This window comes from Amycolatopsis pigmentata (assembly GCF_042684065.1).
GTDB classification, from domain to species: domain Bacteria; phylum Actinomycetota; class Actinomycetes; order Mycobacteriales; family Pseudonocardiaceae; genus Amycolatopsis_E; species Amycolatopsis_E pigmentata.
In genome coordinates, this window is sequence record NZ_JBHUKR010000021.1 from 554,337 (window position 1) to 580,384 (window position 26,048).

Annotated in this window: 27 protein-coding genes; 23 read left to right on the forward strand and 4 right to left on the reverse strand. The window is 68.5% G+C overall.

What is annotated here, in order from left to right; genetic code table 11:
• Window positions 1-17: 17 nt before the first annotated feature.
• Window positions 18-1,784: an ABC transporter ATP-binding protein gene (locus ACFSXZ_RS33860; RefSeq protein WP_378269831.1), complete on the reverse strand. Its 1,767-nt coding sequence runs from the start codon at window positions 1,782-1,784 to the stop codon at window positions 18-20.
• Between the two features lie 140 nt (window positions 1,785-1,924).
• On the opposite strand from ACFSXZ_RS33860, the gene ffh reads away from it, so the two are divergent.
• From ffh to ACFSXZ_RS33940, 16 genes are all read left to right on the forward strand, one after another.
• Window positions 1,925-3,448: a signal recognition particle protein gene (ffh, locus tag ACFSXZ_RS33865; protein WP_378269833.1), complete on the forward strand. Its 1,524-nt coding sequence runs from the start codon at window positions 1,925-1,927 to the stop codon at window positions 3,446-3,448.
• A gap of 6 nt (window positions 3,449-3,454) precedes the next feature.
• Entirely contained in the window at window positions 3,455-4,528 is a 1,074-nt protein-coding gene (locus tag ACFSXZ_RS33870; RefSeq protein WP_378269834.1) for an amidohydrolase family protein, read from the forward strand.
• Between the two features lie 227 nt (window positions 4,529-4,755).
• The gene (locus ACFSXZ_RS33875) at window positions 4,756-5,553 is read left to right on the forward strand and encodes a CPBP family intramembrane glutamic endopeptidase (RefSeq protein ID WP_378269835.1); all 798 of its coding nucleotides are present in this window, start codon (window positions 4,756-4,758) and stop codon (window positions 5,551-5,553) included.
• A 168-nt stretch (window positions 5,554-5,721) separates the two neighbouring features.
• Complete coding sequence (rpsP, locus tag ACFSXZ_RS33880; protein ID WP_378269837.1) at window positions 5,722-6,153, forward strand: 30S ribosomal protein S16; 432 nt, start codon at window positions 5,722-5,724, stop codon at window positions 6,151-6,153.
• A 34-nt stretch (window positions 6,154-6,187) separates the two neighbouring features.
• On the forward strand, window positions 6,188-6,427 hold the full coding sequence (locus ACFSXZ_RS33885) for an RNA-binding protein (protein WP_020671256.1): 240 nt from the start codon (window positions 6,188-6,190) through the stop codon (window positions 6,425-6,427).
• 10 nt (window positions 6,428-6,437) lie between these two features.
• Entirely contained in the window at window positions 6,438-6,950 is a 513-nt protein-coding gene (gene rimM / locus ACFSXZ_RS33890; RefSeq protein WP_378269839.1) for a ribosome maturation factor RimM, read from the forward strand.
• On the forward strand, window positions 6,950-7,705 hold the full coding sequence (gene trmD, locus ACFSXZ_RS33895) for a tRNA (guanosine(37)-N1)-methyltransferase TrmD (RefSeq protein WP_378269841.1): 756 nt from the start codon (window positions 6,950-6,952) through the stop codon (window positions 7,703-7,705). The genes rimM and trmD overlap by 1 nt, the downstream gene beginning before the upstream one ends.
• A 144-nt stretch (window positions 7,706-7,849) precedes the next feature.
• Window positions 7,850-8,209 carry a 50S ribosomal protein L19 gene (gene rplS / locus ACFSXZ_RS33900; protein WP_378269843.1) on the forward strand — a complete coding sequence of 120 codons (360 nt, stop codon included), beginning with the start codon at window positions 7,850-7,852 and terminating at the stop codon, window positions 8,207-8,209.
• 24 nt (window positions 8,210-8,233) lie between these two features.
• Window positions 8,234-9,157, forward strand: a complete 924-nt coding sequence (gene lepB / locus ACFSXZ_RS33905) for a signal peptidase I (RefSeq protein WP_378269844.1) — start codon at window positions 8,234-8,236, stop codon at window positions 9,155-9,157.
• Window positions 9,158-9,161: 4 nt separating this feature from the next.
• Complete coding sequence (locus ACFSXZ_RS33910) at window positions 9,162-9,977, forward strand: ribonuclease HII (RefSeq protein WP_378269846.1); 816 nt, start codon at window positions 9,162-9,164, stop codon at window positions 9,975-9,977.
• Window positions 9,974-10,297 carry a DUF2469 domain-containing protein gene (locus tag ACFSXZ_RS33915; RefSeq protein WP_378269847.1) on the forward strand — a complete coding sequence of 108 codons (324 nt, stop codon included), beginning with the start codon at window positions 9,974-9,976 and terminating at the stop codon, window positions 10,295-10,297. The genes ACFSXZ_RS33910 and ACFSXZ_RS33915 overlap by 4 nt, the downstream gene beginning before the upstream one ends.
• A gap of 290 nt (window positions 10,298-10,587) precedes the next feature.
• Complete coding sequence (locus ACFSXZ_RS33920; RefSeq protein ID WP_378270095.1) at window positions 10,588-10,959, forward strand: YraN family protein; 372 nt, start codon at window positions 10,588-10,590, stop codon at window positions 10,957-10,959.
• Window positions 10,959-12,470 (forward strand): YifB family Mg chelatase-like AAA ATPase, encoded by a 1,512-nt coding sequence (locus ACFSXZ_RS33925; RefSeq protein ID WP_378269849.1) that lies wholly within the window; start codon window positions 10,959-10,961, stop codon window positions 12,468-12,470. The genes ACFSXZ_RS33920 and ACFSXZ_RS33925 overlap by 1 nt, the downstream gene beginning before the upstream one ends.
• Window positions 12,467-13,669 (forward strand): DNA-processing protein DprA, encoded by a 1,203-nt coding sequence (gene dprA / locus ACFSXZ_RS33930; RefSeq protein WP_378269850.1) that lies wholly within the window; start codon window positions 12,467-12,469, stop codon window positions 13,667-13,669. The genes ACFSXZ_RS33925 and dprA overlap by 4 nt, the downstream gene beginning before the upstream one ends.
• A 66-nt stretch (window positions 13,670-13,735) precedes the next feature.
• The gene (locus tag ACFSXZ_RS33935) at window positions 13,736-14,836 is read left to right on the forward strand and encodes a tyrosine recombinase XerC (RefSeq protein WP_378269852.1); all 1,101 of its coding nucleotides are present in this window, start codon (window positions 13,736-13,738) and stop codon (window positions 14,834-14,836) included.
• Window positions 14,837-14,928: 92 nt separating this feature from the next.
• Window positions 14,929-15,798 carry a FliA/WhiG family RNA polymerase sigma factor gene (locus ACFSXZ_RS33940; protein ID WP_378269853.1) on the forward strand — a complete coding sequence of 290 codons (870 nt, stop codon included), beginning with the start codon at window positions 14,929-14,931 and terminating at the stop codon, window positions 15,796-15,798.
• Between the two features lie 88 nt (window positions 15,799-15,886).
• On the opposite strand, the gene ACFSXZ_RS33945 is transcribed toward ACFSXZ_RS33940, so the two are convergent.
• Complete coding sequence (locus tag ACFSXZ_RS33945; protein ID WP_378269854.1) at window positions 15,887-16,399, reverse strand: murein hydrolase activator EnvC family protein; 513 nt, start codon at window positions 16,397-16,399, stop codon at window positions 15,887-15,889.
• A gap of 374 nt (window positions 16,400-16,773) precedes the next feature.
• Here ACFSXZ_RS33945 and rpsB point away from each other — a divergent pair, with 374 nt between their 5' ends.
• The 5 genes from rpsB to ACFSXZ_RS33970 all read left to right on the forward strand — a co-directional run bounded on the left by rpsB (window position 16,774) and on the right by ACFSXZ_RS33970 (window position 20,954).
• Entirely contained in the window at window positions 16,774-17,598 is an 825-nt protein-coding gene (rpsB, locus tag ACFSXZ_RS33950) for a 30S ribosomal protein S2 (RefSeq protein ID WP_378269856.1), read from the forward strand.
• Between the two features lie 79 nt (window positions 17,599-17,677).
• Window positions 17,678-18,496, forward strand: coding sequence for a translation elongation factor Ts (gene tsf / locus ACFSXZ_RS33955; protein ID WP_378269857.1), 819 nt, complete (start codon window positions 17,678-17,680; stop codon window positions 18,494-18,496).
• A gap of 91 nt (window positions 18,497-18,587) precedes the next feature.
• Complete coding sequence (gene pyrH, locus ACFSXZ_RS33960) at window positions 18,588-19,325, forward strand: UMP kinase (protein WP_378269858.1); 738 nt, start codon at window positions 18,588-18,590, stop codon at window positions 19,323-19,325.
• 55 nt (window positions 19,326-19,380) lie between these two features.
• Complete coding sequence (frr, locus tag ACFSXZ_RS33965; RefSeq protein WP_378269859.1) at window positions 19,381-19,938, forward strand: ribosome recycling factor; 558 nt, start codon at window positions 19,381-19,383, stop codon at window positions 19,936-19,938.
• An 8-nt stretch (window positions 19,939-19,946) separates the two neighbouring features.
• Window positions 19,947-20,954: a phosphatidate cytidylyltransferase gene (locus ACFSXZ_RS33970; protein WP_378269861.1), complete on the forward strand. Its 1,008-nt coding sequence runs from the start codon at window positions 19,947-19,949 to the stop codon at window positions 20,952-20,954.
• A gap of 162 nt (window positions 20,955-21,116) precedes the next feature.
• Here ACFSXZ_RS33970 and ACFSXZ_RS33975 read toward each other — a convergent pair whose 3' ends face one another.
• Entirely contained in the window at window positions 21,117-21,959 is an 843-nt protein-coding gene (locus ACFSXZ_RS33975) for a VOC family protein (protein ID WP_378269863.1), read from the reverse strand.
• A 74-nt stretch (window positions 21,960-22,033) separates the two neighbouring features.
• Between ACFSXZ_RS33975 and ACFSXZ_RS33980 the strand changes: the two genes are divergently transcribed.
• Window positions 22,034-22,825, forward strand: coding sequence for a class I SAM-dependent methyltransferase (locus tag ACFSXZ_RS33980; RefSeq protein WP_378269864.1), 792 nt, complete (start codon window positions 22,034-22,036; stop codon window positions 22,823-22,825).
• On the opposite strand, the gene ACFSXZ_RS33985 is transcribed toward ACFSXZ_RS33980, so the two are convergent.
• A complete protein-coding gene (locus ACFSXZ_RS33985) occupies window positions 22,780-23,409 on the reverse strand; it encodes a PadR family transcriptional regulator (protein ID WP_378269866.1) in 630 nt (209 codons plus the stop codon). The two genes, ACFSXZ_RS33980 and ACFSXZ_RS33985, sit on opposite strands and share 46 nt — an antisense overlap.
• Window positions 23,410-23,491: 82 nt before the next feature.
• On the opposite strand from ACFSXZ_RS33985, the gene ppsA reads away from it, so the two are divergent.
• Complete coding sequence (ppsA, locus tag ACFSXZ_RS33990) at window positions 23,492-25,996, forward strand: phosphoenolpyruvate synthase (RefSeq protein WP_378269868.1); 2,505 nt, start codon at window positions 23,492-23,494, stop codon at window positions 25,994-25,996.
• Window positions 25,997-26,048: the final 52 nt, after the last annotated feature.

A 26,048-nucleotide genomic window follows, 5' to 3' on the forward strand; every position in this document is an offset into this window, starting at 1 on the left:
GCCGGGCGGCTACTTCCCTACGCTCGTGCCGCGCGCACAAGCGTGGCGTAGCGTCCGTCGAGCGCGAGAAGCTCCGCGTGGGTCCCGCGTTCCACGATCCGGCCATGGTCCAGTACCGCGATCTGGTCGGCCTTTTCCACAGTGGACAGCCGGTGCGCGATGGTGATGGTGGTCCGGTGCGCCGCCAGACGGTCCAATTCGGCCTGCACGGACCGCTCCGTCCGATTGTCCAGCGCGCTGGTGGCCTCGTCGAGGATGAGGATCGGCGGGTTGCGCAACAGGATTCGCGCGATCGCCATCCGCTGCTTCTCCCCACCGGAAAACCGGTAACCGCGCTGTCCCACGACGGTGTCGTAGCCGTCGGGAAGACCGGCCAGGGTTTCGTGGATGTGCGCGGCCCGTGCCGCCTGCTCGATCTCTTCGTCGGTCGCGCCGGGTTTGGCGAAGCGCAGGTTTTCCCGCACGGTCGCGTGAAACAGGTAGGTCTCCTGGGAAACCAGGCCCACCGCGCCGGCCAGCGACTCCAGTTTCACGTCCCGGACGTCGACCCCGTCGATCAGCACCTTCCCGTCCGTCGGCTCGTACAAGCGGGCCACCAGGTAGGCGAGCGTCGTCTTGCCCGACCCGGTTGAGCCGACGAGCGCGGTGGTCGTGCCGCCGGGGATCTCCAGGTCGATATCGCTCAGCGTCGGGGTTTCCTCGTACCGGAACGAGACGCCGGACAGACGCACGGTCCCTCGCTGTACTTCCAGTTGTTTCGCGTCGGCCGCGTCGACGATCGCCACCGGTAGGTCGAGGACTTCGAAGATCCGCGCGAACAGGGCGGTCGAAGCCGAAAAGTTCTGGCCCACCGTCTGCATCGCGGTCGCCGGTCCGACCAGGCGGTTCAACATGCTGGTGAACGCGACCACGGTGCCGATCGTGGTCGGGCTCGCCCCGCCGGCCAGTGCCAGGCCCGCCAGCCAGTAGACCAGCGCGGGCACACAGGTCAGGGCCATGCGCCGGGACGCCATCTGCCAGCGGCCGGCCAGCGCTGACTGCCGCTCCAGGCGGGAGATTTCGCGTGACTCGGCGGCGAACCGGTCACGGAGTTCGCGTTCGTTGCCCATCGTCTTGGTGAGCAGGACGCCCGCCACGGACAGGGATTCCTCGACCAGGGTGGTCAACCGGGCGAGCCGGGTCTGGCGGCCGCGGGCCAGCGCGCGCCGCTTGCCACCCAGACGCAGGGTGAACACCAGGAACACGGGGACCACGACGAGACCGAGAATCGCCAGCTGCCAGTCCAGGACGAACAGGACGGCGGCGATGGCCAGCGTGGTGATCCCGTTGCTCACCACCGAATTCACCGTCGTGTTGACGACGTTGTCCACTCCGCCGACGTCGTTGAAGACCCGGGAAAGTACCTCGCCGCTCCGGGTCTGGGTGAAAAAGCCCAGCGACATGCGCTGCAGGTGGCCGTACACCGACACCCGGAGGTCGTTCATCACCAACTGTCCGATGGTGTTGGCGACACTCGTCGTGGCCACGCCCATCGCCCCGCTCCCGACCGACGAGACGATCATGCCCAGCGCCAGCAGGCTGAGCAGGACGGTGTCCCGGTGCGGGAGCGCCGTGTCGATGATCTCGCGCAGGAACAGGGGAGCGAGCACACCCAGACCGGCCTGCGCCACCAGCAGCGTCAAGAGCCACGCGAGCCGGTACCGGTAGGGGCGGAACAGGGCGAAGATCCGGCGTGGTGGTACCCGCGGGTCGGTGTCGGTCTCCTGCTCACTGGTCAAGGTCATAAACCGGAGCTTACTAATCTGCCCCGTGCTGCATCGCGCTTGCTCGCGACAGCTCGCCGACATAGTAAAGATTCGTTTACTAGTTTCCCGGGTGAGTACCCTGGACCAGGCAACCCCGACCAGCTGGAGCGTGCAGCCCCGTGTTCGACACCCTCTCCGACCGGCTCACTTCGGCCCTGCAGAGCCTGCGGGGCAAGGGAAAGCTGACCGACGCCGACATCGACGCCACCGCGCGCGAGATCAGGATCGCGCTGCTGGAGGCCGACGTCGCGCTGCCCGTGGTGCGCGAGTTCATCGCGCAGATCAAGCAGCGCGCGAAGGGCGCCGAGGTCTCCGGGGCCCTCAACCCGGCACAACAGGTCATCAAGATCGTCAACGAGGAGCTCATCGGCATCCTCGGCGGCGAGACCCGCCGGCTCACCCTGGCCAAGAACCCGCCCACCGTGATCATGCTCGCCGGTCTCCAGGGCTCCGGTAAGACGACCCTGGCCGGCAAGCTGGCGATGTGGCTGAAGAAGCAGGGGCACGCGCCGCTGCTGGTGGCCTGTGACCTTCAACGGCCCAACGCGGTCACCCAGCTCCAGGTGGTCGGCGAGCGCGCGGGAGTGCCGACTTTCGCGCCGGAGCCCGGAAACGGCGTCGGTGATCCGGTCGATGTGGCCCGGCGCGGGATCGACGAGGCCAAGCACGCCCAGCACGACATCGTCATCGTCGACACCGCGGGCAGGCTGGGTGTCGACGAGGAGCTGATGCGCCAGGCGGCCGACATCCGTGACGCGGTGCGCCCGGACGAGACGCTCTTCGTCGTCGACGCGATGATCGGTCAGGACGCGGTCGCCACGGCGGAGGCGTTCCGGGACGGTGTCGGGTTCTCCGGCGTCGTGCTCACCAAGCTCGACGGCGACGCGCGAGGCGGTGCCGCGCTGTCGGTCCGGCAGGTGACCGGCCGTCCGATCCTGTTCGCGTCCAACGGTGAGAAGCTCGAAGACTTCGACACCTTCCACCCGGACCGCATGGCCAGCCGCATCCTCGGCATGGGTGACCTGCTCACCCTGATCGAGCAGGCCGAGCAGGCCTTCGACGCCGAGCAGGCGGAAAAGGCGGCGGCCAAGCTGGGCACCGGGCAGCTGACGCTGGAGGACTTCCTGCAGCAGATGCTCGCGATCCGCAAGATGGGCCCGATCGGCAACCTGCTCGGCATGCTGCCCGGCGCGGGCCAGATGAAGGACCAGCTCGCCCAGGTCGACGACACGCAACTCGACCGCCTCCAGGCGATCATCCGGGGCATGACCCCCGCCGAGCGGGACGACCCGAAGATCATCAACGGTTCCCGCAGGCAGCGCATCGCGCTCGGCTCGGGCGTCACCGTCCGCGAGGTCAACGACCTGGTGAACCGGTTCTTCGAGGCGCGCAAGATGATGCAGCAGATGGCGGGCCGGTTCGGGTTCGGTGGCGGCGGTGGGAGCAAGAGCCGCAAGGGCAAGAAGGGGAAGAAGGGCAAGGGGCGCGGTCCCACGCAACCCAAGGTGCGCGGCGGTTTCCCCGGTGGCATGCCGATGCTGCCCCCCGGGGCGGGCGGTCCCGACCTTTCCCAGCTCGGCGGCGGCCTGAACGACATTCCCGGTTTCGACCCGTCGAAGTTCAAGTTCCCCAAGGACAAGTAAGCCACCATGCGACTGCGTGGCACCGTCCTGCCGGAAGGCGAGAGCCGGGATCTGTGGATCTCCGACGGCCGGATCACCTTCCTGCCGCCCGCCGAAATCGAGGACACGGAAAGCCTTACCGCCGAAGGATTCCTGGTCCCCGGCCTGGTCGACGCGCACTGCCATCCCGGGATCGGCCCGGACGGTCCGGTCACCATCGGCGAGGCGGCCGCCCACGCGCTCGCCGACCGCGACGCGGGCACCCTGCTGATCCGGGACTGCGGTCAGCCGATCGACGCCCGGCCGTTGCAGGAGCGCCCGGATCTGCCCCGGATCATCCGGGCAGGCAGGCATCTGGCGCTGCCCAAGCGCTACATCCCCGGACTCGGCACCGAGTTGGAGCATCCGGACGAACTGCCGGCCGCGGTGGCGGAGCAGGCCGCCGACGGTGACGGCTGGGTGAAACTGGTCGGTGACTGGATCGACCGCGCCGCGGGCGATCTCCGTCCGTTGTGGCCGGACGACGTGCTGACCGAGGCGATCAAGGTCGCCCACGAAAGCGGCGCGCGCGTCACGGCGCACGTGTTCGGCGAGGAGGCGCTGCCCGGCTTGGTCAACGCCGGGATCGACTGCCTGGAACACGGCACGGGACTCGGTGACGATCTCCTCGGCGAACTGGCGCGCCGCGACATCGCGCTGGTGCCCACGCTGATCAACATCGAGAACTTCCCCGGCATCGCGGACAAGGCCGTCCGGTATCCGGTCTACGCCGCGCACATGCGGGCCCTGCATGCCGGTGTCGGCGCGATGATCGGCGCCGCGCTCGACGCCGGTGTCGCGATCTACGCGGGCACCGACGCGGGCGGGATGATCGAACACGGCCGCATCGTCGACGAAATCGAGGCCCTGCACCGGTGTGGCATGACCCGCGAACAGGCACTCGCCGCCGCTTCCTGGTCGGCACGCGCCTGGCTGGGCCATCCCGGCATCGTCGAAGGCGCCCCCGCCGACCTGCTCGTCTTCGACGCGGATCCGCGCGAGGACCTCGCCGTCCTCCGGGCGCCGCGTCATATCGTCCTGGGTGGCACCGTCATCCGTTGAGCGTGCAACTCCGAGCGCGATCACTCGATCGCGCACTGTTATCTCTTGTGCGGTAAGAAAGAAGGATGCGGTTTTGCCGGAGAACCGATGTCTCCCGGCACCCCCGCACCCCTGAAGACCACCACGACACGCGGGACACCGCCCGCCCCACCGGCGGTGGAAACGCGGAATCCGGGACACGGCGCCATCTCGGTGAGCGGCTCAACGGGACCAAACGGAGGAACGGTGTGACGTCAGCACAACCCGATGAGCCGGTCCCCGAGGTGAACCCGCTGGAACTGCCCGGCCTCGACGTCCGGCCGCCGCCACACCGCTGGGGTTTCGGCGCCTTCCTGGTGGCCGAGGCGGTACTGCTCGCCTCCGCCGCGTTCGTCAGCGCGTTGCTCGGCTCCCCGCCGCCCGGACAACCCACACCGGTCCGCGACGTGCTGATCGGCACCATGACGCCGACCGCGCTGGCGGCGCTGGCGGCGGTGCTGATCACCTGGTGGCGCGGTAACGGCCCGATCGTCGACCTGCGCCTGACCTGGCGCTGGGCGGACGTGAAGATCGGGCTGAAGCTCGGGGTGCTCGGCCTGGTGGTCACCACGTTCGGCACCTTCCTGTGGTCCGAGGTGGTCGGGCAGAACAAGGCCACCTCCGCCATCACCGCGCTGGTCGACAACCAGCCGATGTCGGTCACCGCCGCGGTGGTGATGTTCTGTTACCTCTGGCTGATCGGCCCGGTCTGCGAGGAGATCATCTACCGCGGTCTGCTGTGGAACGCGGTGGAAAGGCTGAGCTGGGGCCGGGACAACAAGGAGAAATGGGGAAGGGTCGCGGCGTTCCTGGTGTCCACCGCGGTTTTCGCGGCCGGGCACCTGGAGCCGTTGCGGACCACGCTGCTCCTGGTCGTCGCGGTGCCGATCGGGCTCGCGCGACTGATCACCGGACGGTTGCCCGCCAGCATCGTGGCGCACCAGATGAACAACTTCCTGCCGGCGCTGGCTCTCCTGCTCACTTCCCTCGGGGTGATGACCCTCTAACCGCCTGACGCGGCCGGTCTGGCACAATTGACGCTTGCCCGCTCCGGCCGGTCCCTCTCACCGTGCCGTGGCGACCCAGAACTTCGGGTAATCGCGTCCGTTTCCCCACTCGGATCGTGTCCCCGACACCACTGAGCACGACAGAGAAGTTGAGGAGTACCCACACCCGTGGCCGTCAAGATCAAGCTGCAGCGCCTCGGCAAGATCCGTGCGCCGTACTACCGCATCATCGTCGCTGACGCGCGCACCCGCCGGGATGGCCGGGCCATCGAGACGATCGGCAAGTACCACCCGAAGGAGGAGCCGAGCTTCATCGAGGTCGACTCCGAGCGGGCTCAGTACTGGCTGGGCGTCGGCGCGCAGCCGACCGAGCCGGTGCAGCGCATCCTGGAGATCACCGGTGACTGGCAGAAGTTCAAGGGGCTGCCCGGCACCGAGGGCACGCTGAAGGTGCGCGAGCCCAAGGCGTCGAAGCAGGACCTGTTCAACGCCGCGCTCGCCGCGGCCGGTGACGAGCCCGCGACCGAGGCGACCACGCCGAAGAAGAAGGCCGCCGCCAAGAAGGCCGAGTCCGACGAGGCGGGTAAGGAAGAAGCGTGATCGCGGTCGCACGCGGACTTGCGGAGGAACGAGCGTGAGCTTCCTGGCCGACTCTCTCGAACACCTGGTGCGCGGGATCGTCGACAACCCGGACGACGTCCGGGTCGAGCTGATCACCACCCGGCGCGGCCGCACGCTCGAGGTGCACGTCCACCCGGACGACCTCGGGAAGGTAATCGGCCGCGGCGGGCGGACCGCGACCGCGCTGCGCACCGTGATGGGCGGTATCGGTGGCCGGGGCGTCCGGGTGGACGTCGTCGACACCGACCGCTGACCGCATCGCCGTGGAGGTCGTGGTCGGTCGCGTCGCCAAGGCGCATGGTGTCCGCGGTGAACTGGCGGTGGAGCTCCGTACCGATTCGCCCGAAGAGCGTTTCCACGAGGGCGCGGCGCTGACCTGGCGCCGTCGGGACGGCAGTACCGGCCAGTTCACCGTCGCCGCCGTGCGCCCGCACGGCGGGCGCCTGCTGGTGACCTTCGATCAGGTGGCCACGCGCGAGGCCGCGGACGAGATGCGCGGAGCCCTGCTGCTGGCCGACACGGAGGATCTTCCGCCCATCCAGGACCCGGACGAGTTCTACGATCACCAGCTCGAAGGTCTGCACGCCGAGTTCACCGACGGCAAGCCGGCCGGGACGGTCCTGGAGGTCGTGCACTCGCCGGGTGGTGAACTGCTCTCGGTCGACCACGAGGGCCGGACGGTTCTGGTGCCGTTCGTCCGCGAGATCGTGCCGGTGGTGGACATCGCGGGCGGACGCGTGGTGCTGGACCCGCCGGAAGGACTGCTGGACGTCTGATGCGCATCGACGTCGTCACCATCTTTCCGGAGTACCTGGCCCCGCTCAGGGCCGCGCTGCTCGGCCGGGCGATCGAGCGTGGGCTGATCCAGGTGGACGTGCACGACCTGCGCGACTGGACGCACGACGTGCACCGCGCCGTCGACGACGCGCCCTACGGTGGTGGCCCGGGCATGGTGATGAAGCCGCAGGTGTGGGGCGACGCGCTGGATGCCGTCTGTGACGAGGGCACCCGCCTGATCGTCCCGACCCCGGCCGGCAGGCCGTTCACCCAGGCCATGGCCCGTGCCTACGCCGCCGAAGAGCACCTGGTGTTCGCCTGCGGGCGTTATGAGGGCATCGACCAGCGGGTGATCGAGGACGCCGCCCGCCGGATGCCGGTCGACGAGGTGTCCATCGGTGACTACGTGCTGGTCGGCGGCGAAGCCGCGGTACTGGTGATCGTCGAGGCCACCGTCCGGCTACTGCCGGGCGTGCTGGGCAATCCGGTCTCGGCGGAGCAGGATTCCTTCTCCGACGGGCTGCTGGAGGGCCCGAGCTACACCCGCCCGGAGGTGTGGCGCGATCTCGCCGTGCCCGAGGTGCTGCGGTCGGGCAACCATGCGCTCATCGACCGGTGGCGCCGTGACCAGGCGCTGGAACGGACTCTGCGGCGCCGGCCGGACCTGCTGGAGCGGTTGCCCGAAGACAGCCTCGACTCCCGCGACCGCGCCGTGCTCGACCGGGCGCGGGAAGAGGGGCGGCGGGCCGGGTGATCCGGCCCGGACCGCGTCTGCAATACTTGACCAGTTGGCGCGCGGCGACAACGGTGCGCGCCCGCCTTTGAGCCTCCGGACGATTGCCCTTCGAGCAGGTGGGCGCCCGGAATACCAGACATAGAAGGACGAGGACGACCACCGATGAACACCCTGGACGCCTTGGACGCTCAGTCGCTGCGTTCCGATATCCCGAACTTCCGCCCGGGTGACACACTGAAGGTGCACGTTCGCGTTATCGAAGGAAACCGCGAGCGGAACCAGATCTTCCAGGGTGTGGTGATCCGCCGCCAGGGCGGCGGAATCCGCGAGACCTTCACCGTCCGCAAGGTTTCCTTCGGTGTCGGCGTCGAGCGCACCTTCCCGGTGCACACGCCCAACATCGCCAAGATCGAGGTCTTCAAGCGCGGTGACGTGCGCCGGGCGAAGCTTTACTACCTGCGCGAGCTTCGCGGTAAGGCGGCGAAGATCAAGGAACGCCGCGAAGCCCCGACCGCATCCTGACCGGGCTCCCGGTAGCCTGGCATCGTGGTAAAACCCGTGCCCCGCAGCGCACCTGAGGACGAGCCGGAACGTGGTCGTCCGGACTGGAATACCAGAGCCGGAAGAAACGGAAAAAAGCGGCGGCACTACAAGCCGAAGAAACAGCGGTCCTTCTGGGTCGAACTTCCGATCCTGATAGTCGTCGCGCTGGTGCTCGCTTTCGTCTTCCAGCAATTCTTCGCACGGGTCTACACGATCCCGTCCGGGTCGATGGAGACCACGCTGCACGGCTGCACCGGCTGTTACGGCGACAAGGTGCTCGTCGACAAGATCACCTTCGACTTCACCGATCCGGGCCCGGGCGACGTGGTGGTGTTCAAGGGGCCCGAGACGTGGGTCGAAAACGACGCGCTCCCGCAGCAGTCCGGCAACGGCCTCGTGCGGTTCCTCCAGAGCGTCGGGTCCGTGTTCGGGCTGGCGCCGCCGGACGAACGTGACTTCGTCAAGCGGATCATCGCGGTCGGTGGTCAGACCGTGCAGTGCTGCGATCAGAACCGGGTCGTGGTCGACGGCAAGCCGCTGAACGAGCCCTACATCCACTGGGAAGACCCGTCCCGGCCGGAACAGGACACCTTCGACCCCGTCAAGGTGCCGCAGGGTGACGTCTGGGTGATGGGTGACAACCGCAACAACTCCTGTGACTCGCGTTGCCAGGGCGGCGGCGGCCTGCGCGGTGCCGTGCCGGTGGTCGACATCATCGGCAAGGCGAGGATCATCGTGCTGCCGCCGAGCAGGTGGGGCGGGGTCAGCGACACCAACCCGCAGTCGGCGAAGGTGGCCTCCGCGAGTGCCCAGAGCTGGGAGCAAGGCGTTCCGCTCGGTTTCGGCGCGGTCGCCGCGTGGCCGGCCCTGGCGCTCAGCCGCCGGCTCGGTGCCGGCGTCCGCGGGGCGGTCAAGCGAAAGCGATAGACGAGTGCGTAGCACTTCGGCACTCCGGCCACCCCGGGCGGTCATCCGGGGAGAGACGTCGTGGGGTCTGCAGTCCGCCCTCGACCGCCGTGGCCTCGGCCCGGTGGCCGGGGTCGACGAGGCAGGCCGCGGAGCCTGCGCCGGTCCTCTCGTGATTGCCGCCTGCGTGTTACGGCCCGGTGATGGTGCCCGGCTGGCCGAACTCGACGATTCGAAGCTGCTCACGCCTTTGGCGCGCGAACGGGTGTACGAGCGGATACTGGCCAGGGCACTGGACTACTCGATCATCGTGGTGCCTCCGGACGAGGTGGACGCGCTGGGGATTCACGTGACCAACATCGAGGGGATGCGGCGCGCCGTCGCGGCGCTCCGGGTCTGCCCCGGCTACGTGCTCACGGACGGGTTCCGTGTTCCCGGCCTGCCGGCCCCGAGCGTGCCCGTCATCAAGGGTGACCGGGCGGTGGCGTGCGTGGCCGCCGCCTCGGTGCTGGCCAAGGTGACCAGGGACCGCATCATGGCCGACCTGCACGACGAACACCCGGTGTACGGGTTCGACGTGCACAAGGGATACACCACCGCCGAGCACGGGGCGGCACTCGCCGAACACGGCCCGAGTGCGGTTCATCGGTGGTCCTACACCAACGTGGCGACCGCTGCGGCCGCCCACGGTCGCACGCCGCCACACCGGGTGACGCTGACCGTGGCGGCACTCGGCCGGACAAGCGCGCCGTTACGTGCCCTGGACGGCGCCTTGAGTCAGAATGAGGGTTCCGCCGTCGGATACGGGTCGAGCTCGCAGGGAGGGGCGCCGATTCCATGAGCGCAGAGGATCTCGAGAAGTACGAGACCGAGATGGAGCTGTCGCTGTACCGGGAGTACCGGGACATCGTCAGCCAGTTTTCGTACGTTGTGGAGACCGAGCGGCGGTTCTACCTGGCCAACGCGGTGGACGTGCAGGTCCGCGACGGTAGTGGCGAGGTGTACTTCGAGGTGCGGATGTCCGACGCCTGGGTGTGGGACATGTACCGTCCCGCCCGGTTCGTGAAGAACGTGCGCGTCATCACCTTCAAGGACGTCAACGTCGAGGAGCTGGAAAAACCCGACCTCCGCCTCCCCGAAGACGGCCCCTTCTCCACCTGACCCGCCCTTCTGAACGCGAGCAAGGGATGTTTACTACGGAACATCCGTAGTAAACATCCCTTGCTCTCTTTCCCTGGGGCTTATGGGTCGCGCCCTAGCAGGCAGCACCGACAGTTTTCCGCGACCACCGCCTGAAACGCCCTGTTTATCCACACCGCGTGGGTTGTCCACAGGTGGGCGAATTCGTCCTGGTTTCCCTCCTGCCGCACCTGGCAGCGTCGGAGCCGGACAACAATTCGACTCCCGTGGGGGTGGCAGTGGTGAGCAGTGTGGCGAAACTCGTGCGGCGCGTGCCGCCCGGACCGAACGCACCGCATCTCCGGTTGGGCCGGAAGGGCGAGGACCTCGCCGCCCGGCACCTGGCGAAGATCGGGTTCGTCATCCTGGCGAAGAACTGGCGATGTCGTGAAGGCGAGCTGGACATCGTCGCCACGGATGGTCAGACGCTCGTGGTCTGTGAGGTCAAGACCCGTTCGGGGACCAGGTTCGGCGAGCCGGCCGAGGCGGTCACGGCGGACAAGATGGCCCGCATCAGGCGGCTCACCGGTCAATGGTTGAGCACGCACCGGGTGGGCTGGTGCCGTATCCGCTTCGATGTGATCACGGTGTGCCTGGAGCGCGACGGTGAAGTCCGGCTGAAGCACATCGAAGGCGTGTTCTGATGCCGATCGGACGCGCCTGGTCGGTCGCGTTGCTGGGCATCGACGGCCGGTTGATCGAGATCGAGGCCGACATCGGCGGTGGCCTGCCCGCCGTCAAGCTTGTCGGTCTTCCCGACGCGGGGTTGCGCGAAGCCAAGGACAGGGTGCGCTCGGCGGTGCGTAACTCCGGCCGGCAGTGGCCAGGGGAGAAGGTGACGCTGGGCCTGTCTCCGGCGAACCTGCCGAAGCTCGGCTCCGGTTACGACCTGGCCATAGCGGTCGCCGTCCTGACGGCCGCCGGCAACGTGCCGTCGACTCGCCTTCTCGGCACGGTGCTCCTCGGTGAACTCGCTCTGGACGGCCGGGTGCGGGAGATCCGCGGTGTGCTGCCCGGGCTCCTCGCCGCGCGGAAGGCCGGGATGAAGCGCGCGATCGTCCCGGCCGCTTCGTTGTTCGAAGCGGCACTGGTCGACGGACTGGAGGTCCACGGTGCCGCCCGGCTCCGTGATGTCCTGGCCTGGCTGGAAGGCGAGGATGCGCTGGCCGCGCCCGAGCCGCCCGACGAGACCGTGCCCGCCGACGTTCCGGATCTTTGCGATGTTCTGGGCCAGCCGGAGGCCCGGTGGGCGCTCGAAGTCGCCGCCGCGGGTGGGCATCACCTGCTCCTGTCCGGGCCACCTGGGGTGGGGAAGACGATGCTTGCCAAGCGGTTGCCCGGACTGCTGCCCCGCCTGTCCGCGGAAGAGTCGTTGGAGGTCACCGCCGTGCACTCGGTGCACGGTTCGCTGTCCCGGAAAGCACCGCTGATCACGGTCCCTCCGTTCGTCGCGCCGCACCACTCGGTGTCGATGGCGGCTCTGGTCGGTGGCGGCAGCGGGGTGGCGGTGCCGGGCTTGATCACGCGGGCTCATCGAGGGGTGCTGCTGCTGGACGAGGCATGTGAGTTCGGTGCCGACCGGCTGGAATCCCTGCGGACTGCCCTGGAGGAAGGCGAAATCCGGCTCGCCAGAGCCAAGGGCTCGGTGTGCTACCCGGCGCGCTTCCAGTTGGTACTGGCGACGAATCCGTGTCCCTGCGCCCCACCTCGCGAGACCGATTGCACTTGCTCGCCGAATGCGCGCCGGCGCTACTTGAACAGGCTCTCCGGCCCGCTACTGGACCGTGTGGATCTCCGGGTGCGAATGCGGCCGATCACCGCCATGAGCAGTCGAGGGTTCGACAAACCGGAAACCACCGAGGTCGTCCGCGACCGTGTGCTCGCGGCCCGTACCCGGGCCGCCGAGCGGTGGGCCGCGCACGGGTGGCGGACCAACGCGGAGGTCCCGGGTCCCGTGCTACGGCGTGAGTTCGCGTTGCCGCCCAAGGTGACGGGCCTGCTCGACCGCGGTCTCGACCGGGGCTTGCTCACCGCACGCGGGGCGGATCGCTGTCTGAGAATCGCCTGGACGTTGGCTGACCTGGCCGAGGTGGCACGGCCGGAAGGTGATCACGTAGCCGCCGCACTCGACTTCCGCGATCGGTGGGCGGCATGACGGGGGCGCCGGCGAGGAGCACGGCGACCCGGGAGCGCCTAGCCCGGGCGTACCTGCTCCGGGTCGCCGAGCCGCCGGCCGCGGCACTGAGTGCTTTCGTCGGACGGCATGGACCTGTCGCGGCGGCCGCGGCGGTGCGGTCGGGTGACTGTCCGGAGCGCGTACGCGATGAAACGGAAGCACGGCGCGACTTCGACCGCGCGGAGGAAGATTTGGCTGCGGGGGAGCGGCTGGGTGCGCGGCTGGTCATCCCGGAGGACGACGAATGGCCCGCCTGGCCCCTGTTGTGCCTCGACCTGGCGACCTGCCGCGGTGTGCCGGGCGTGGCTCAGCCGATCGCCCTCTGGGCGCGGGGAGAACCTCGGTTGGACGAGAGCACCCAGGCCGCGGTCGCGGTCGTGGGTGCCCGCGCGGCGACCGGATACGGCGAGCACGTGGCCGGTGAAATCGCCTACGGCCTGGCCGGGCAGGAGTTCTCGGTGTTTTCCGGCGCCGCCTACGGGATCGACGGCGCCGCCCACCGGGGAGCGCTGGCGGCCGACGGGGTGACGGTGGCCCTTCTCGGATGTGGTCTCGACGCGGGCTATCCCGCGGGGCACGTGGTGCTCTTGAACAAGATCACCGAGAAGGGTGGGCTGGTGCTCAGCGAATATCCGCCGGGCACCGCACCGGCGAGGCACCGCTTCCTCGTCCGCAACCGCCTGATCGCCGCGCTCAGCCAGGGCACTCTCGTCGTGGAAGCCGGACGCCGCAGTGGGGCGCGGAACACCGCGACCACAGCGGGCGCCCTCGGCAAGGTCGTCATGGCGGTGCCCGGCCCGATCACGTCGGCCATGTCGACCGGTTGCCACGAACTGGTGAAGGAGAACCGGGCCACCTTGGTCACCTCCCTCGAGGACGTCGTCGAAAACGTCGGGAAGCTGGGTGTGCCGCTGCCCGAGAAGGCCAGGCCGCGGCGATCGACGGACCGGCTCGGCCCGGATGCCCTCCGCGTGCACGAGGCTCTCGACCGAAGGGAAGGCAAGTCCGCCGAGCGGGTCGCCGTGGAGTCGGGTGTGTCACTGGGTCGGGTACGCGGTCTCCTTCCCGAACTCGAGTTGGACGAATTCGTCGAGCGCTGCGAGAGCGGGTGGCGGCAGGCGGGTCGCCGGCGTGCCCGGCAGGAGGAAACCCGTGATCGCCGGAAAGAGGGGAGGTGAGGCGATATCTCCTTGCTCGCGTGGCGATGCTTGACCATCGGCACGGTTTCGCTCAGCGTGAAGACCATGTCACCGAACGATCGGGATCGCCGCGTGGATCTCCGGCAGGTGCGCGCGACGTTGCCGGGTGCCGCGGCCAGGCTCGTCGACGACTATGAGCGTCACCTTCGCTTGGAGCGAGGCCTGTCCAAGCACACGGTGCGCGCGTACGTCGGCGACGTGGTCTCGCTGCTGGGATTCCTTCACCGGATCGATGGGGTGAAGAACGAAGCCGCGACCACCACCGATGCGGTGACCGGTGGTGCGGACGCCGCGGACCAGGGGCGAGCACGACAGGGCGCGCGGGCGGATCCGCCTCGCACGGACGACGGCCGGGCACTGAGGGACCTGGATGTGGTCCGGCTCCGGGCTTGGCTGGCCGATCTCCGGGCGGCCGGAGCGAGCCGGACCACGCTGGCCCGGCGGGCCGCCGCGGCACGGACGTTCACGGCGTGGGCGCACAGAAGTGGTGCCCTGCAAGAAGATCCCGGAGCACGGCTGGTCGCGCCGAAGGCGCACCGTCCCCTGCCCGAGGTCCTGCGTGCGGACCAGGCGGGCGAGGTCATGCAAGCCCTGGCCTCGGGAGCCTCGGACGCGCCCGGAGAAGCGCCCACGGCGTTACGTGACCGCGCGGTCGTCGAACTGTTGTACGCGACCGGGGTCCGGGTCGCCGAGCTGTGCGGTTTGGACCTCGAGGACGTGGAATTCGCCCGCCGGGTGGTACGGGTCATCGGGAAGGGTGACAAGGAGCGGACCGTGCCGTTCGGAATACCAGCGGAACGGGCGTTGCGCGAATGGGTGGATGCCGGCAGGCCCGTCATCGCCGACCGGGCCCCGCAGGCCGACCACGACGCGCTGTTCCTCGGGATTCGTGGCCGCAGGCTCGACCCGCGGACGGTTCGCCGGATCGTGCACGAGGCAGTCGGTTCGGTGCCCGGAACCACCGATATGGGTCCCCACGGCCTGCGCCACACGGCCGCCACCCACCTCTTGGAGGGAGGGGCGGACCTTCGCAGCGTTCAGGAACTGCTCGGTCACGCTACGCTTGCCACGACACAGCTTTACACTCACGTGACAGTGGAGCGACTGAAGGCGATCCACGACCAGGCTCACCCGCGTGCCCGATGAGCGAGGGTGAGGCCAGGCAGGATGGCCCAAGCCGACCGATCATGTCCCAGCCCGGAGACCGAACTGAGCCCATCGCCGAGAGCGTCCCAAGCGTGACAGCCGACCTGAGCTTGACCGACACCGCCCGTTCGGACGGCTCCCCGAACGGTGACCGCGGTGTACCCGCGAGTGCCGGCCGGTCCGGGGCCGACGCGCCGAACGATGTGGAGGCCGGCATTCAGGCGTTGTGGCGGGAGTTCCGCTCCCGTCCCAGCCGGCGATTGCGAGAGCGGTTGGTGCTGCACTACGCCCCGCTCGTCAAGTACGTCGCCGGCCGGGTTGGCACCGGGCTGCCCACCCACGTCGACGTGGGTGACCTGGTGCAGTCCGGGATCTTCGGGCTGCTCGACGCCATCGAGAAGTTCGAACCCGAACGCGGCCTGCGTTTCGAGACCTACGCGATGCAGCGCATTCGCGGCGCGATCCTCGACGACCTCAGGTCGCAGGACTGGGTGCCACGGGTCGTGCGCAGCCGCGCCCGCGAGGCCGAGCGCGCCATGGAAAGACTCGGCGCACGGTTGCACCGCACCCCGACGGACGTCGAAGTGGCGAACGAGCTCGGCATCACGCTCGCCGAATTGCGCGACCTCTATCGCCAGCTCCGGCTCACCAGCGTCGCCGCGCTCGAAGATCTGATCGCGGCCGGCAAGGACAGCGGCTCCCTGGTCGACACGCTGCCGGACGATGGCGCCGTCGACCCGGTCGCCGTCCTCGTCGACCGGGACAACCGCAGGCAACTGGCCGAGGCCATCGCCCAGCTCACCGAGCGTGACCGCATCGTGGTCAGTCTCTACTATTTCGAAAGCTTGACCCTGGCCGAGATCGGCAAGGTACTGGGCGTCACCGAGTCCCGCGTCAGCCAGCTGCACACCCGCGCCGTGCTCCGGCTGCGCGCCCGTCTCACCGAACAAGCCGGGGTCTAGGTTCGCAAAAGCCGCACGATCGGATTCTCGGAGACGCGCCACCCCGGGCGCAGGCCGGCGCCGGAATCCCTTCGCACCGCGTGCGGGTTCAGGTGCCCTCCCAGGGTTTGAGGCGGATCACCGACACCATGCGGATGAGGGCGAGCGGATTCAGGTATTCCTCGCCGCGGCGCACACCCCAGTGCAGGCATACCGCCACGGGGCAACCCGGATGCCCGGCGTTCGCCAGGCCGATCGGCTGGCCGCCGTACACCTGCGTGCCCGTGGTGACCGTCGGGGTGACCGCTTCGTAAGTCGTGTGGAGGTCGCCGTCGTGGTCGATCGATACGACGCCCTGTCCGGCCACGCTGCCGGCGAAGACGACCACGCCCGGCCCGGCCGCCAGAACCTGTTGGCCGGCCGACGCGGCGAGATCCACGCCGCGATGTCCGGGCCCGTACTCGTTCGAGGGCTGGTCGAACGGCGTCACCACGGCTGGATCGGGCGACAGCGGCCAGGAAAACCTCGGGTCCGCGTCGGCGGACCGCGCGAACGCCGGAAGCGGGACGGCGACAAGGAAGGCCAGGGCGAACACCGCCGGGAACCTGCTGAGAATGATCATTGGTCAAGGGTGGCGTCTTCCCCCGGTGCGGTGGGCGCGGTCGGTGAATCTGTGGACAACTCGCACCGGCTGTGGACAACCGTGCGATTCCGCTTGCCCCCGGCCGGTGGTCACGAGGCTCCGGCGTACACTGTTTGCGCGGTCTGTGTGAACGGACTGACTTCGCGTGTACGTGCATGTTTTCCCATCCGAAGTGCTTCTCCGGATGGGCGGAACGCACGGCGCCCGGCGGTCTTCGGTGGCGTGCTCACCGGGGTCCGGGCGCCGGCATGGCACCAGGGCTGCCGGCCACCCGGCCGGCGGCGGCAAACCGACCATGCGGGCCGGGATTTTTCCCCGGCGCGCTCATACACAGAAGAGGTGCGGATCCGGCCATGGCCGTCGTCACCATGAAGCAGCTGCTCGATTCCGGTGTGCACTTCGGGCACCAGACCCGGCGCTGGAATCCGAAGATGAAGCGCTACATCCTCACCGAGCGCAATGGCATCTACATCATCGACCTGCAGCAGACGCTGACCTACATCGACCGTGCGTTCGAGTTCATCAAGGAAACCGTCGCGCACGGCGGGACCATCATGTTCGTCGGCACCAAGAAGCAGGCGCAGGAAGCGATCGCCAGCGAGGCGCAGCGCGTGGGCATGCCGTATGTCAACCAGCGCTGGCTGGGCGGGATGCTGACCAACTTCCAGACGGTGCACAAGCGGTTGCAGCGTCTCAAGGAGCTCGAGTCGCAGGAGCAGACCGGCGGCTTCCAGGGCCTGACCAAGCGCGAGGTTCTCACGCTCACCCGTGAGAAGGAGAAGCTGGAAAAGACCCTCGGCGGTATCCGAGACATGGCGAAGGTGCCGAGCGCGGTGTGGATCGTGGACACCAAGAAGGAGCACATCGCCGTCGGTGAGGCGCGGAAGCTGAACATCCCCGTCGTCGCGGTGCTCGACACCAACTGCGACCCGGACGAGGTCGACTACCCGATCCCGGGCAACGACGACGCGATCCGCTCCGCCGCGCTGCTCACCAAGGTCGTGGCCGAGGCCGCCGCGGCCGGCCTGCTGGCGCGCTCGGGCCGTAACGGCTCCGCGCCCGAGGGCCAGGACAAGCCCGAGCCCGGCGTGGCCGCCGGTGAGCCGCTTGCCGAGTGGGAGAAGGACCTGCTGGTCAGCAGCGAGGGCGGCGAAGCCGCGCAGACCACCTCCTCCTGAACCCCTGACCGCGCCTTTTCGTCTCAGCCGGGCGGGAAGGCGCGGATCACGAACTTCCGAAGGGAACGGAAAAAGCACGATGGCGAACTACACCGCGGCTGACGTGAAGCGGCTTCGCGAGCTCACCGGCTCCGGCATGATGGACTGCAAGAAGGCCCTGGAGGAGTCGGGCGGCGACTTCGAGAAGGCGGTCGAGCTGCTCCGCATCAAGGGTGCCAAGGACGTCGGCAAGCGCGCCGAGCGCGCCACGGCCGAGGGCCTGGTCGCCGGCGACGGCGGCGTGCTGGTCGAGCTGAACTCGGAGACCGACTTCGTCGCCAAGAACGAACAGTTCCAGGCGCTGGCCGACAAGATCGTGGCGGTGGCGAAGACCGTCCGCACCGACGACGTCGAGAAGCTCGCTGCCGCGGAGTTCGAGGCCGGCAAGCCGGTCTCGGAGGCCGTGCAGGAGCTGTCCGCGCGGATCGGCGAGAAGCTGGTCCTGCGCCGGGTCGCGGCCTTCGACGGCAAGGTCGAGACCTACCTGCACCGTCGCGGCGCGGGCCTCCCGCCCGCGGTCGGTGTGCTGGTCGAGTACACCGGTGACAACGCCGACGCGGCCCGCGGCGCGGCGCTGCAGATCGCGGCGCTCAAGCCGAAGTACCTCAGCCGCGACGAGGTCCCCACGGACCTGGTCGAGGCCGAGCGGCGGATCGCCGAGGAGACCGCGCGCGCCGAGGGCAAGCCGGAGCAGGCTCTGCCGAAGATCATCGAAGGCAAGGTCAACGCCTTCTACAAGGACACCGTCCTGCTCGAGCAGCCCTCGGTGACCGACAACAAGAAGACCGTCAAGCAACTGCTCGACGCCGCGGGCGTGACCGTCACGCGGTTCGCCCGGTTCGAGGTGGGCCAGCAGTAGCGGACGGTTCGTCGCCAATCGTGCCCCGTTTCCCGGCAGTCTCGGGGGACGGGGCACGATTACGAACAACGAACAACGGGCGGAGGCGGGGATGAACGACGACAGGGCCGGCATCGGTTACCGGCGGGCGCTGCTGAAGCTGGGTGGAGAGATGTTCGGTGGCGGCGCGGTCGGTGTCGACCCCGATGTCGTCCACTCGGTCGCCGTGCAGATCGCCGCGGTCGTCCGTACCGGTGTGCAGCTGGCGGTGGTCATCGGTGGTGGCAACTACTTCCGCGGGGCCGAACTTTCTCAGCGGGGCATGGACCGTGATCGCGCCGACTACATGGCGATGCTCGGTACCGTGATGAACTGCCTGGCGTTGCAGGACTTCCTCGAGAAGGAGGGCGTCCCGACCCGCGTGCAGAGCGCGATCACCATGGGGCAGGTCGCCGAGCCCTACATTCCCCGGCGGGCCGAGCGGCATCTGGAGAAGGGCAGGGTGGTCATCTTCGCCGCGGGGGTGGGCATGCCGTACTTCTCCACCGACACGGCCGCCGCCCAGCGGGCGCTGGAGATCGGGTGCGAGGTCGTGCTGATGGCCAAGGCGGTCGACGGAGTGTTCACCGCCGACCCGAAGACCGACTCGAGCGCCAAGATGTTCGACGAGATCACCCACCGCGAGGTGCTGGAGCGAGGCCTGAAGGTCGCCGACGCCACCGCGTTCAGCCTGTGCATGGACAACAACATGCCGATCATCGTGTTCAACCTGCTCACCGAGGGGAACATCGCCCGCGCGGTGCGTGGTGAGAGGATCGGCACATTGGTCAGTACCCCCGCCGTGGGCTGAAAGCCCGGCCGGTGGTGGGATCGCAGTAGGACGACGACACACATCGGGAGTAGCCGTGATCGACGAGACCCTCCTCGACGCCGAGGAGAAAATGGAAAAGGCGGTGTCCTTCGCCAAGGAGGATCTTTCGTCGGTGCGGACCGGCCGGGCCAACCCGTCGATGTTCTCCAGGATCATGGTGGAGGCCTACGGCTCCAGCATGCCGCTGAACCAGGTGGCGGGCGTCAACATCCCCGAAGCCAGGATGGCGATCATCAAGCCGTACGACCAGAGCCAGCTGGGCGCGATCGAGAAGGCCATCCGGGAGTCCGACCTCGGGGTGAACCCGAGCAATGACGGCACGATCATCCGGATCGTCATTCCGCAGCTCACCGAGGAGCGCCGCCGCGAGATGGTCAAGATGGCCAAGGGCAAGGGCGAAGACGCGAAGGTGCACATCCGCGGTGTCCGCCGCAAGGCCAAGGAGGAACTCGACCGCATCGCCAAGGACGGTGAAGCGGGCGAGGACGAGGTGGCGCGGGCGGAGAAGGAACTGCAGCACCTCACCGACAACTACGTGGGCCAGGTCGACGAGCTCGTCAAGCACAAGGAAGCCGAGCTTCTCGAAGTCTGATGGTCCAGGTGAGCGAAGAGCGGGGGAAGGTCATGGCACCGTCCCCGGACGGCCGGGAAGACCGTGACGAGAACCGTCACGAGGCGACTCCGGAGGGGCCGTCCGAAGCCACCGGTCAGGCACGGGAATCCGGCGCGAGTTCCGGCGACAGCGGCACTGGGCAACACGCGGACGCGAACGCCCGGCCGGAGACGTCGGCCGGGAAGGTTTCGCGCGCCGGCCGTAACCTTCCCGCGGCCATCGCGGTCGGTCTGGTACTGGGTGCGGCCGTCCTGGTTTCGCTGCTCACCGTGCGGTACGTGTTCATCGGCGTGGTCGGCGCCGCGATCGCGGTCGGCACCGTGGAATTCTCGCGGGCACTGACCAGGGCCGCGGGGATCAGGATCACGGTGATCCCGGTGCTCGTCGGTGGTCAGGCGATGATCTGGCTGACCTGGCCGTTCGGCCGGGAAGGGGCCCTTGTCGCGTTCGCGGTCACCGTGCTGGTGTGCCTGCTGTGGCGGCTCCCCGGTGGCGCCGAGGGCTATCTGCGGGACGTCAGCGCTTCGGTTTTCGCCGCCGCCTACCTGCCGTTGTTCGCCGCCTTCGCCGCGATGCTCGTGCAGCCCGCGGACGGTGTCGGCCGTGTCCTGGCCTTCCTGATCGGCGTCGTCGCTTCGGACACCGGCGGATACGTCGCGGGCGTGCTGAAGGGCCGTCACCCGATGGCCCCGTCGATCAGTCCGAAGAAGACCTGGGAAGGCTTCTCCGGCTCGATGGTCGCGGGGGTCGTCGCGGGCGCGCTGAGTGTCAGCATGCTGCTCGACGGACAGGTCTGGCAGGGCGCGATCTTCGGCGCCGCCATCGTGCTCACCGCGACCCTCGGCGACCTGGTGGAGTCGCTGATCAAACGGGACCTCGGCATCAAGGACATGGGGACGCTGCTGCCCGGCCACGGCGGCCTGATGGACCGCCTCGACTCGCTGCTCCCGTCAGCGGTGGTTTCGTGGGTGCTGCTGACCGCTTTCGTGCACTAAACCCTGGCTGTCGCGCGGAGCGTGTCCGTTGAGGGTGGTGGTGGGTGACGCTGGGTGTGGCTGTCGCGCGGAGCGTGTCCGTTGAGGGTGGTGGTGGGTGACGCTGGGTGTGGCTGTCGCGCGGAGCGTGTCCGTTGAGGGTGGTGGTGGGTGACGGGTGGGTCAGTCGTCGTAGGGGTCGTCGACCTCGGCACGGCCCCACTCCTCTGTGGTCACGGAGTGGTCGATGACCGAGAACATCGCGCCCGTGGGGTCGGCCAGGATGGCGATCCGGCCCCATGAGGTGTCGTACGGTTCGACGACGACACTGCCTCCCAGCATGAGCGCGTGCCCGGCGGCCGCGTCGGTCCCACGGGCGGGGTCGACCTCGAAGTAGACCATCCAGTGCGGACGGGCGTCGGGCGGGTATTCCGGCCCCATCACGTACCGGTACAGCACGGGCTCGTTGTCGAGCCGCCATTCCATGTAATCGATTCCCTGGTCATCGCCGATCGGGATCGCCGTGTAATTGAACAGACGGCAAAAGAAATTGTCCGCCGCCGTGCCGTCGTGGGTGTTGAGGTCGGCGGCCGAGAAGGTGTTCGGCACGCCGGAGGCGAAGTCCCACGTCGGCGGTGGCTGCCAGAACACGACCGGGGTCCCGCTCGGTTCGACCGCGTGCAGGATGCTGCCGCGGTTGTGGAGGTGGACCGGGCCCAGCGTCACTCCGCCGCCGAGATGTTCCACCCAGCCCGCGGCGTTGACGGTGCTCTGGACCGCGAGGTTGATCGTCCAGGTACTGGGCCAGCCCGTTTCGGCGCGGTAGAGGCCGCCGACGTCCGCCCTGCCCAGGGAGCCGATCAGGTACCGGCCGGTGCGGGTCGCGGGATCGCGCTGCAGCCGATAGCTCCACCCGAAGAGCCTGCTGTAGAACTCCTGCGCCACGGTCTCGTCGGTGGTGGCCAGTTCCACCCAGCACGGCATGCCGGAAGGCAGCGTCGACGTGGCGGGAATACTGGTGGCCATACGCGCTCCCTCACCCAGAGGGAATGATTCTACGGCGTGAACGGCCTCTTGGCTGCGCCAAATACCCTTGCGGAATGTGGAGAGGTGGCCGTCGCGAAGTCGTGCCCAGTCCGAACATCTGGTACTACCCGGAGGTCTACGAACGGGAGAACCAGGCGCAGGACGTGGACGGGGAAATCTGGCGCGTGCTGACCGAAGAGTGCGACTGGTCCGGCCGGGACGTGGTGGACGTCGGGTGCGGTGACGGATTTCATCTGCCCCGGTTCGCCGGAACCGCGAGGTCGGTGCTCGGTGTCGAGCCGCACGAACCACTGGTGCGGCGCGCTCGCCTGCGGATGGCGGGGTTCACCGGGGTCGAGGTGCGCCGCGGTTCCGCGCAGCGGCTGCCGGTGCCGGACGGGAGCGTGGATCTCGTCCACGCGCGCACCGCGTATTTCTTCGGCCCGGGATGCGAGCCGGGGCTGGGTGAGGCGGACCGGGTGCTGCGTCCGGGCGGGACGCTGGCGATCGTCGACCTCGACGCGTCGACCGGTCCCTACGGCGGCTGGATGCGCGCGGACCTGCCGCACTACGACCCCGTCGCGGTGGAGAATTTCTTTGCCGCCCAAGGCTTTCACTGCCGACGCGTGACGACGCGCTGGTGGTTCGGCGACCTCACCGCGTGCGAGGCCGTGCTCAAGATCGAGTTCAGTGCCCGCGTCGCCGCCCGAGCCGTCGCGGAGGTGGCGCGGACCAATCCGGATACGACCACCGGGTACACGATGCCGGTGGGGTACCGGATCCATGTCCGGACCAAGCCCACCGGCATCGTGCTCCCCGGTCAGTCCTCGTCTTCGTCGTCGTCGATTTCGCCGAGGATGCCGTAAAGCGAACGACGCGCTTCCTTGAGCACCTCGACCGCTCGCTTCTTCTGCGCGGGCGTGCCGGCCTGCGCCACCTGTACCGCCGCGGCCATGAGCGTCATGCCCGCCTTGCGCAGATTGACATCCGACGGGTCGACGTCGAGCGCGATCTGCTCCCACGGCGGTGTCTGGTCCAGGGCCTCCGCGGCCGCGCGACCGGACTCGGTGAGTTCGAACAGTTTCTTGCCGCCCTCGTCACGGCTGATGACCAGCCCTTCGTCGGCCAGCAGTTGCAGCGTCGGGTAGACCGATCCGGGGCTGGGACGCCAGAGCCCGCTACTGCGCTCGGCGATCTCGCTCAGGATTTCGTAGCCGTGCCGCGGCTGTTCGGCCAGCAGCGCGAGGATCGCCGCGCGGACGTCACCGCGCCTGCCTCGCCGCCCGCCTCGTCTTCCGCCGTGCTCACGCGGTCCTCCCCGGCCGCGGTGTGGTCCGCCCGGACCGCCGGGTCCCCAGGGCCCGAAATCGCCGAATCCGCCCCGAGCCCATGGTCCGAAGGCGTGGTGTACCCCCGGCCCGTGTTCATGCCTGTGGTGATGATCCCTCATCTTCTTTCCCCTTCTTCGTCTTAGCGTCATGTTCCGACATGCTTACGATATATCGTGAACGCTCGGTTCGCAACCTCCGGTCGTGAGGCACCAAGTCACCGTTGTTGGGGACCGAGTGCCGTACACGGCGATCGCCGGGCACGTGAGGGTGGACACGAGCCACCCCGCCGCGATTGGAGTCCTGATGGCCGCGTCCTCCTACGTCCGCTTCTTCCAGGAGTTCGGCATTGACGATGTGCCCTCCGTGGGCGGTAAGAACGCCTCACTGGGCGAGATGTACCGGAACCTCTCCGCACAGGGAGTCCTGGTGCCCAACGGGTTCGCCGTCACCGCCGACGGCTATCGCCACATGCTCGACCGGGCGGGAGCGTGGGAGCCGTTGCGTTCCGCGCTCGACGGCCTCGATCCCGACGACGTCGCCGATCTGAACCGGCGAGGGTCGGTGGCGCGCGACATCGTCTACGGGGCCGGGCTTCCGGACGATCTGGCGGCGGAGATCCTCGACGGCTACCGGCGCCTGTGCGAGGAATACGGCGACGAGGTGAGCCTCGCCGTGCGGAGTTCCGCCACCGCCGAGGACCTGCCGACGGCCAGTTTCGCCGGCCAGCAGGAGACCTTTCTCAACATCCGCGGCGAACAGAACCTCCTGGACGCCTGCCGCCGCTGCTACGCCAGCATGTTCACTGATCGTGCCATTCACTACCGGGTGGACCAGGGCTTCGATCACTTCAAGGTGGCGCTGTCGATCGGCGTGATGAAGATGGTGCGCTCCGACCTGGCGGCCTCGGGCGTGATGTTCTCGCTGGACACCGAATCGGGCTTCCGCGACGTCGTGTTCATCACCGGTGCGTACGGCCTGGGGGAGAACGTGGTCCAAGGCGCGGTCGATCCCGACGAGTTCTACGTGCACAAGCCGACGTTCGGCCAGGGACACCGCGCGGTGCTGCGCCGCCTGCTCGGGGACAAGGCGGTCAAGATGGTCTTGGCCGAGGGCGGGGCCAAACACACCACGCGCAACATTCCGACGCCGAAGGCGGATCGGGCCCACTACTGCATCAACGACGAGGACGTCCTCGAACTCGCCGGCTACGCCTGCGCGATCGAAGAACACTACGGCCGCCCGATGGACATGGAATGGGCCAAGGACGGCGTGGACGGCAAGCTCTACCTGGTCCAGGCGCGCCCGGAGACCGTCGTTTCCCAGCGCGCGGCCACCACACTCGAGAGTTACGTGCTCGATGGACGGGGAGAAGTCCTGGCCGAGGGCCGTGCGGTCGGCGCCAGGATCGCCACCGGACGCGTGCGCCGCGTGGACGACCTCACCCGCCTCCACGAGTTCAAGGCCGGCGAGGTCCTGGTGGCCGACACCACCACGCCGGACTGGGAACCGGTGATGAAGACCGCGGGGGCGATCGTGACCAACCGGGGCGGGCGCACCTGCCACGCCGCGATCATCGCCCGCGAACTCGGCATTCCCGCGGTGGTGGGCACCGGGGACGCGACGACGCGGGTCCGGACCGGCGAAACGGTCACGGTCTCCTGCGCCGAGGGCGACGGTGGCCGGGTCTACGCGGGCGAGATCCCGTTCCACACCGATCGCACCGAGATGAGCGACATGCCCCGCCCCGAGACCGAGATCATGGTCAACCTGGGCAATCCCGACCTCGCCTTCGGTACGTCCTTCCTGCCCAACGACGGGGTGGGGCTGGCGCGGATGGAGTTCATCATCAGCGAGTCGATCCGGGCACACCCGCTGGCCCTGTTGTATCCCGAGAAGGTCACCGATCCCGGTGACCGCGACACGATCGAGCGGATGACGCGCGGATATCCCGATGGCGCGAGTTTCTTCGTGCAACGGCTGTCCGAGGGCATCGGCACCATCGCGGCGGCCTTCTGGCCGAAACCCGTGGTCGTGCGTATGTCGGACTTCAAGACCAACGAGTACGCGAGTCTGGTGGGAGGGCGGGCGTTCGAGCCCGACGAGAGCAATCCGATGCTCGGTTTCCGGGGGGCCTCGCGGTACGCGCATCCCGCCTACGCCGAGGGTTTCGTCCTGGAATGCCAGGCGATGAAACGGGTGCGCGACGAGATGGGGCTCACCAACGTCATCCTGATGCTGCCGTTCGTCCGGCGCGTCGAGGAGGCTCGGCAGGTTCTGGACCGGATGGCCGAGTTGGGCCTGCGGCGTGGTGACAACGGGCTCAAGGTCTACGCGATGTGCGAAATCCCCAACAACGTCATCCTGATCGACCGCTTCGCCGAGCTTTTCGACGGGTTTTCGATCGGCTCCAACGACCTGACCCAGCTCACGCTCGGCGTGGACCGCGACAGCGACATCGTCGCCTTCGACTACGACGAGCGGGACGAGGGTGTCAAGGAGATGATCCGGCTGGCGGTCGAAGGCTGCCACCGCAACGGCATTCACTCCGGACTGTGCGGGCAGGCGCCGTCGGACTACCCGGAGATGGCCGAATTCCTGGTGGAGCTGGGTATCTCGTCGATGAGCCTCAACCCGGACACCGTGCTCACCACCACGGGGCACGTCCTCGACGTCGAAAAGCGGCTCGGCCGCAAGCCGAGAACGTAGGCGTGGGGGCCCTGGGTGGTTCCTCAAGGTGCCTTGGTGGCCTTGAGGAACC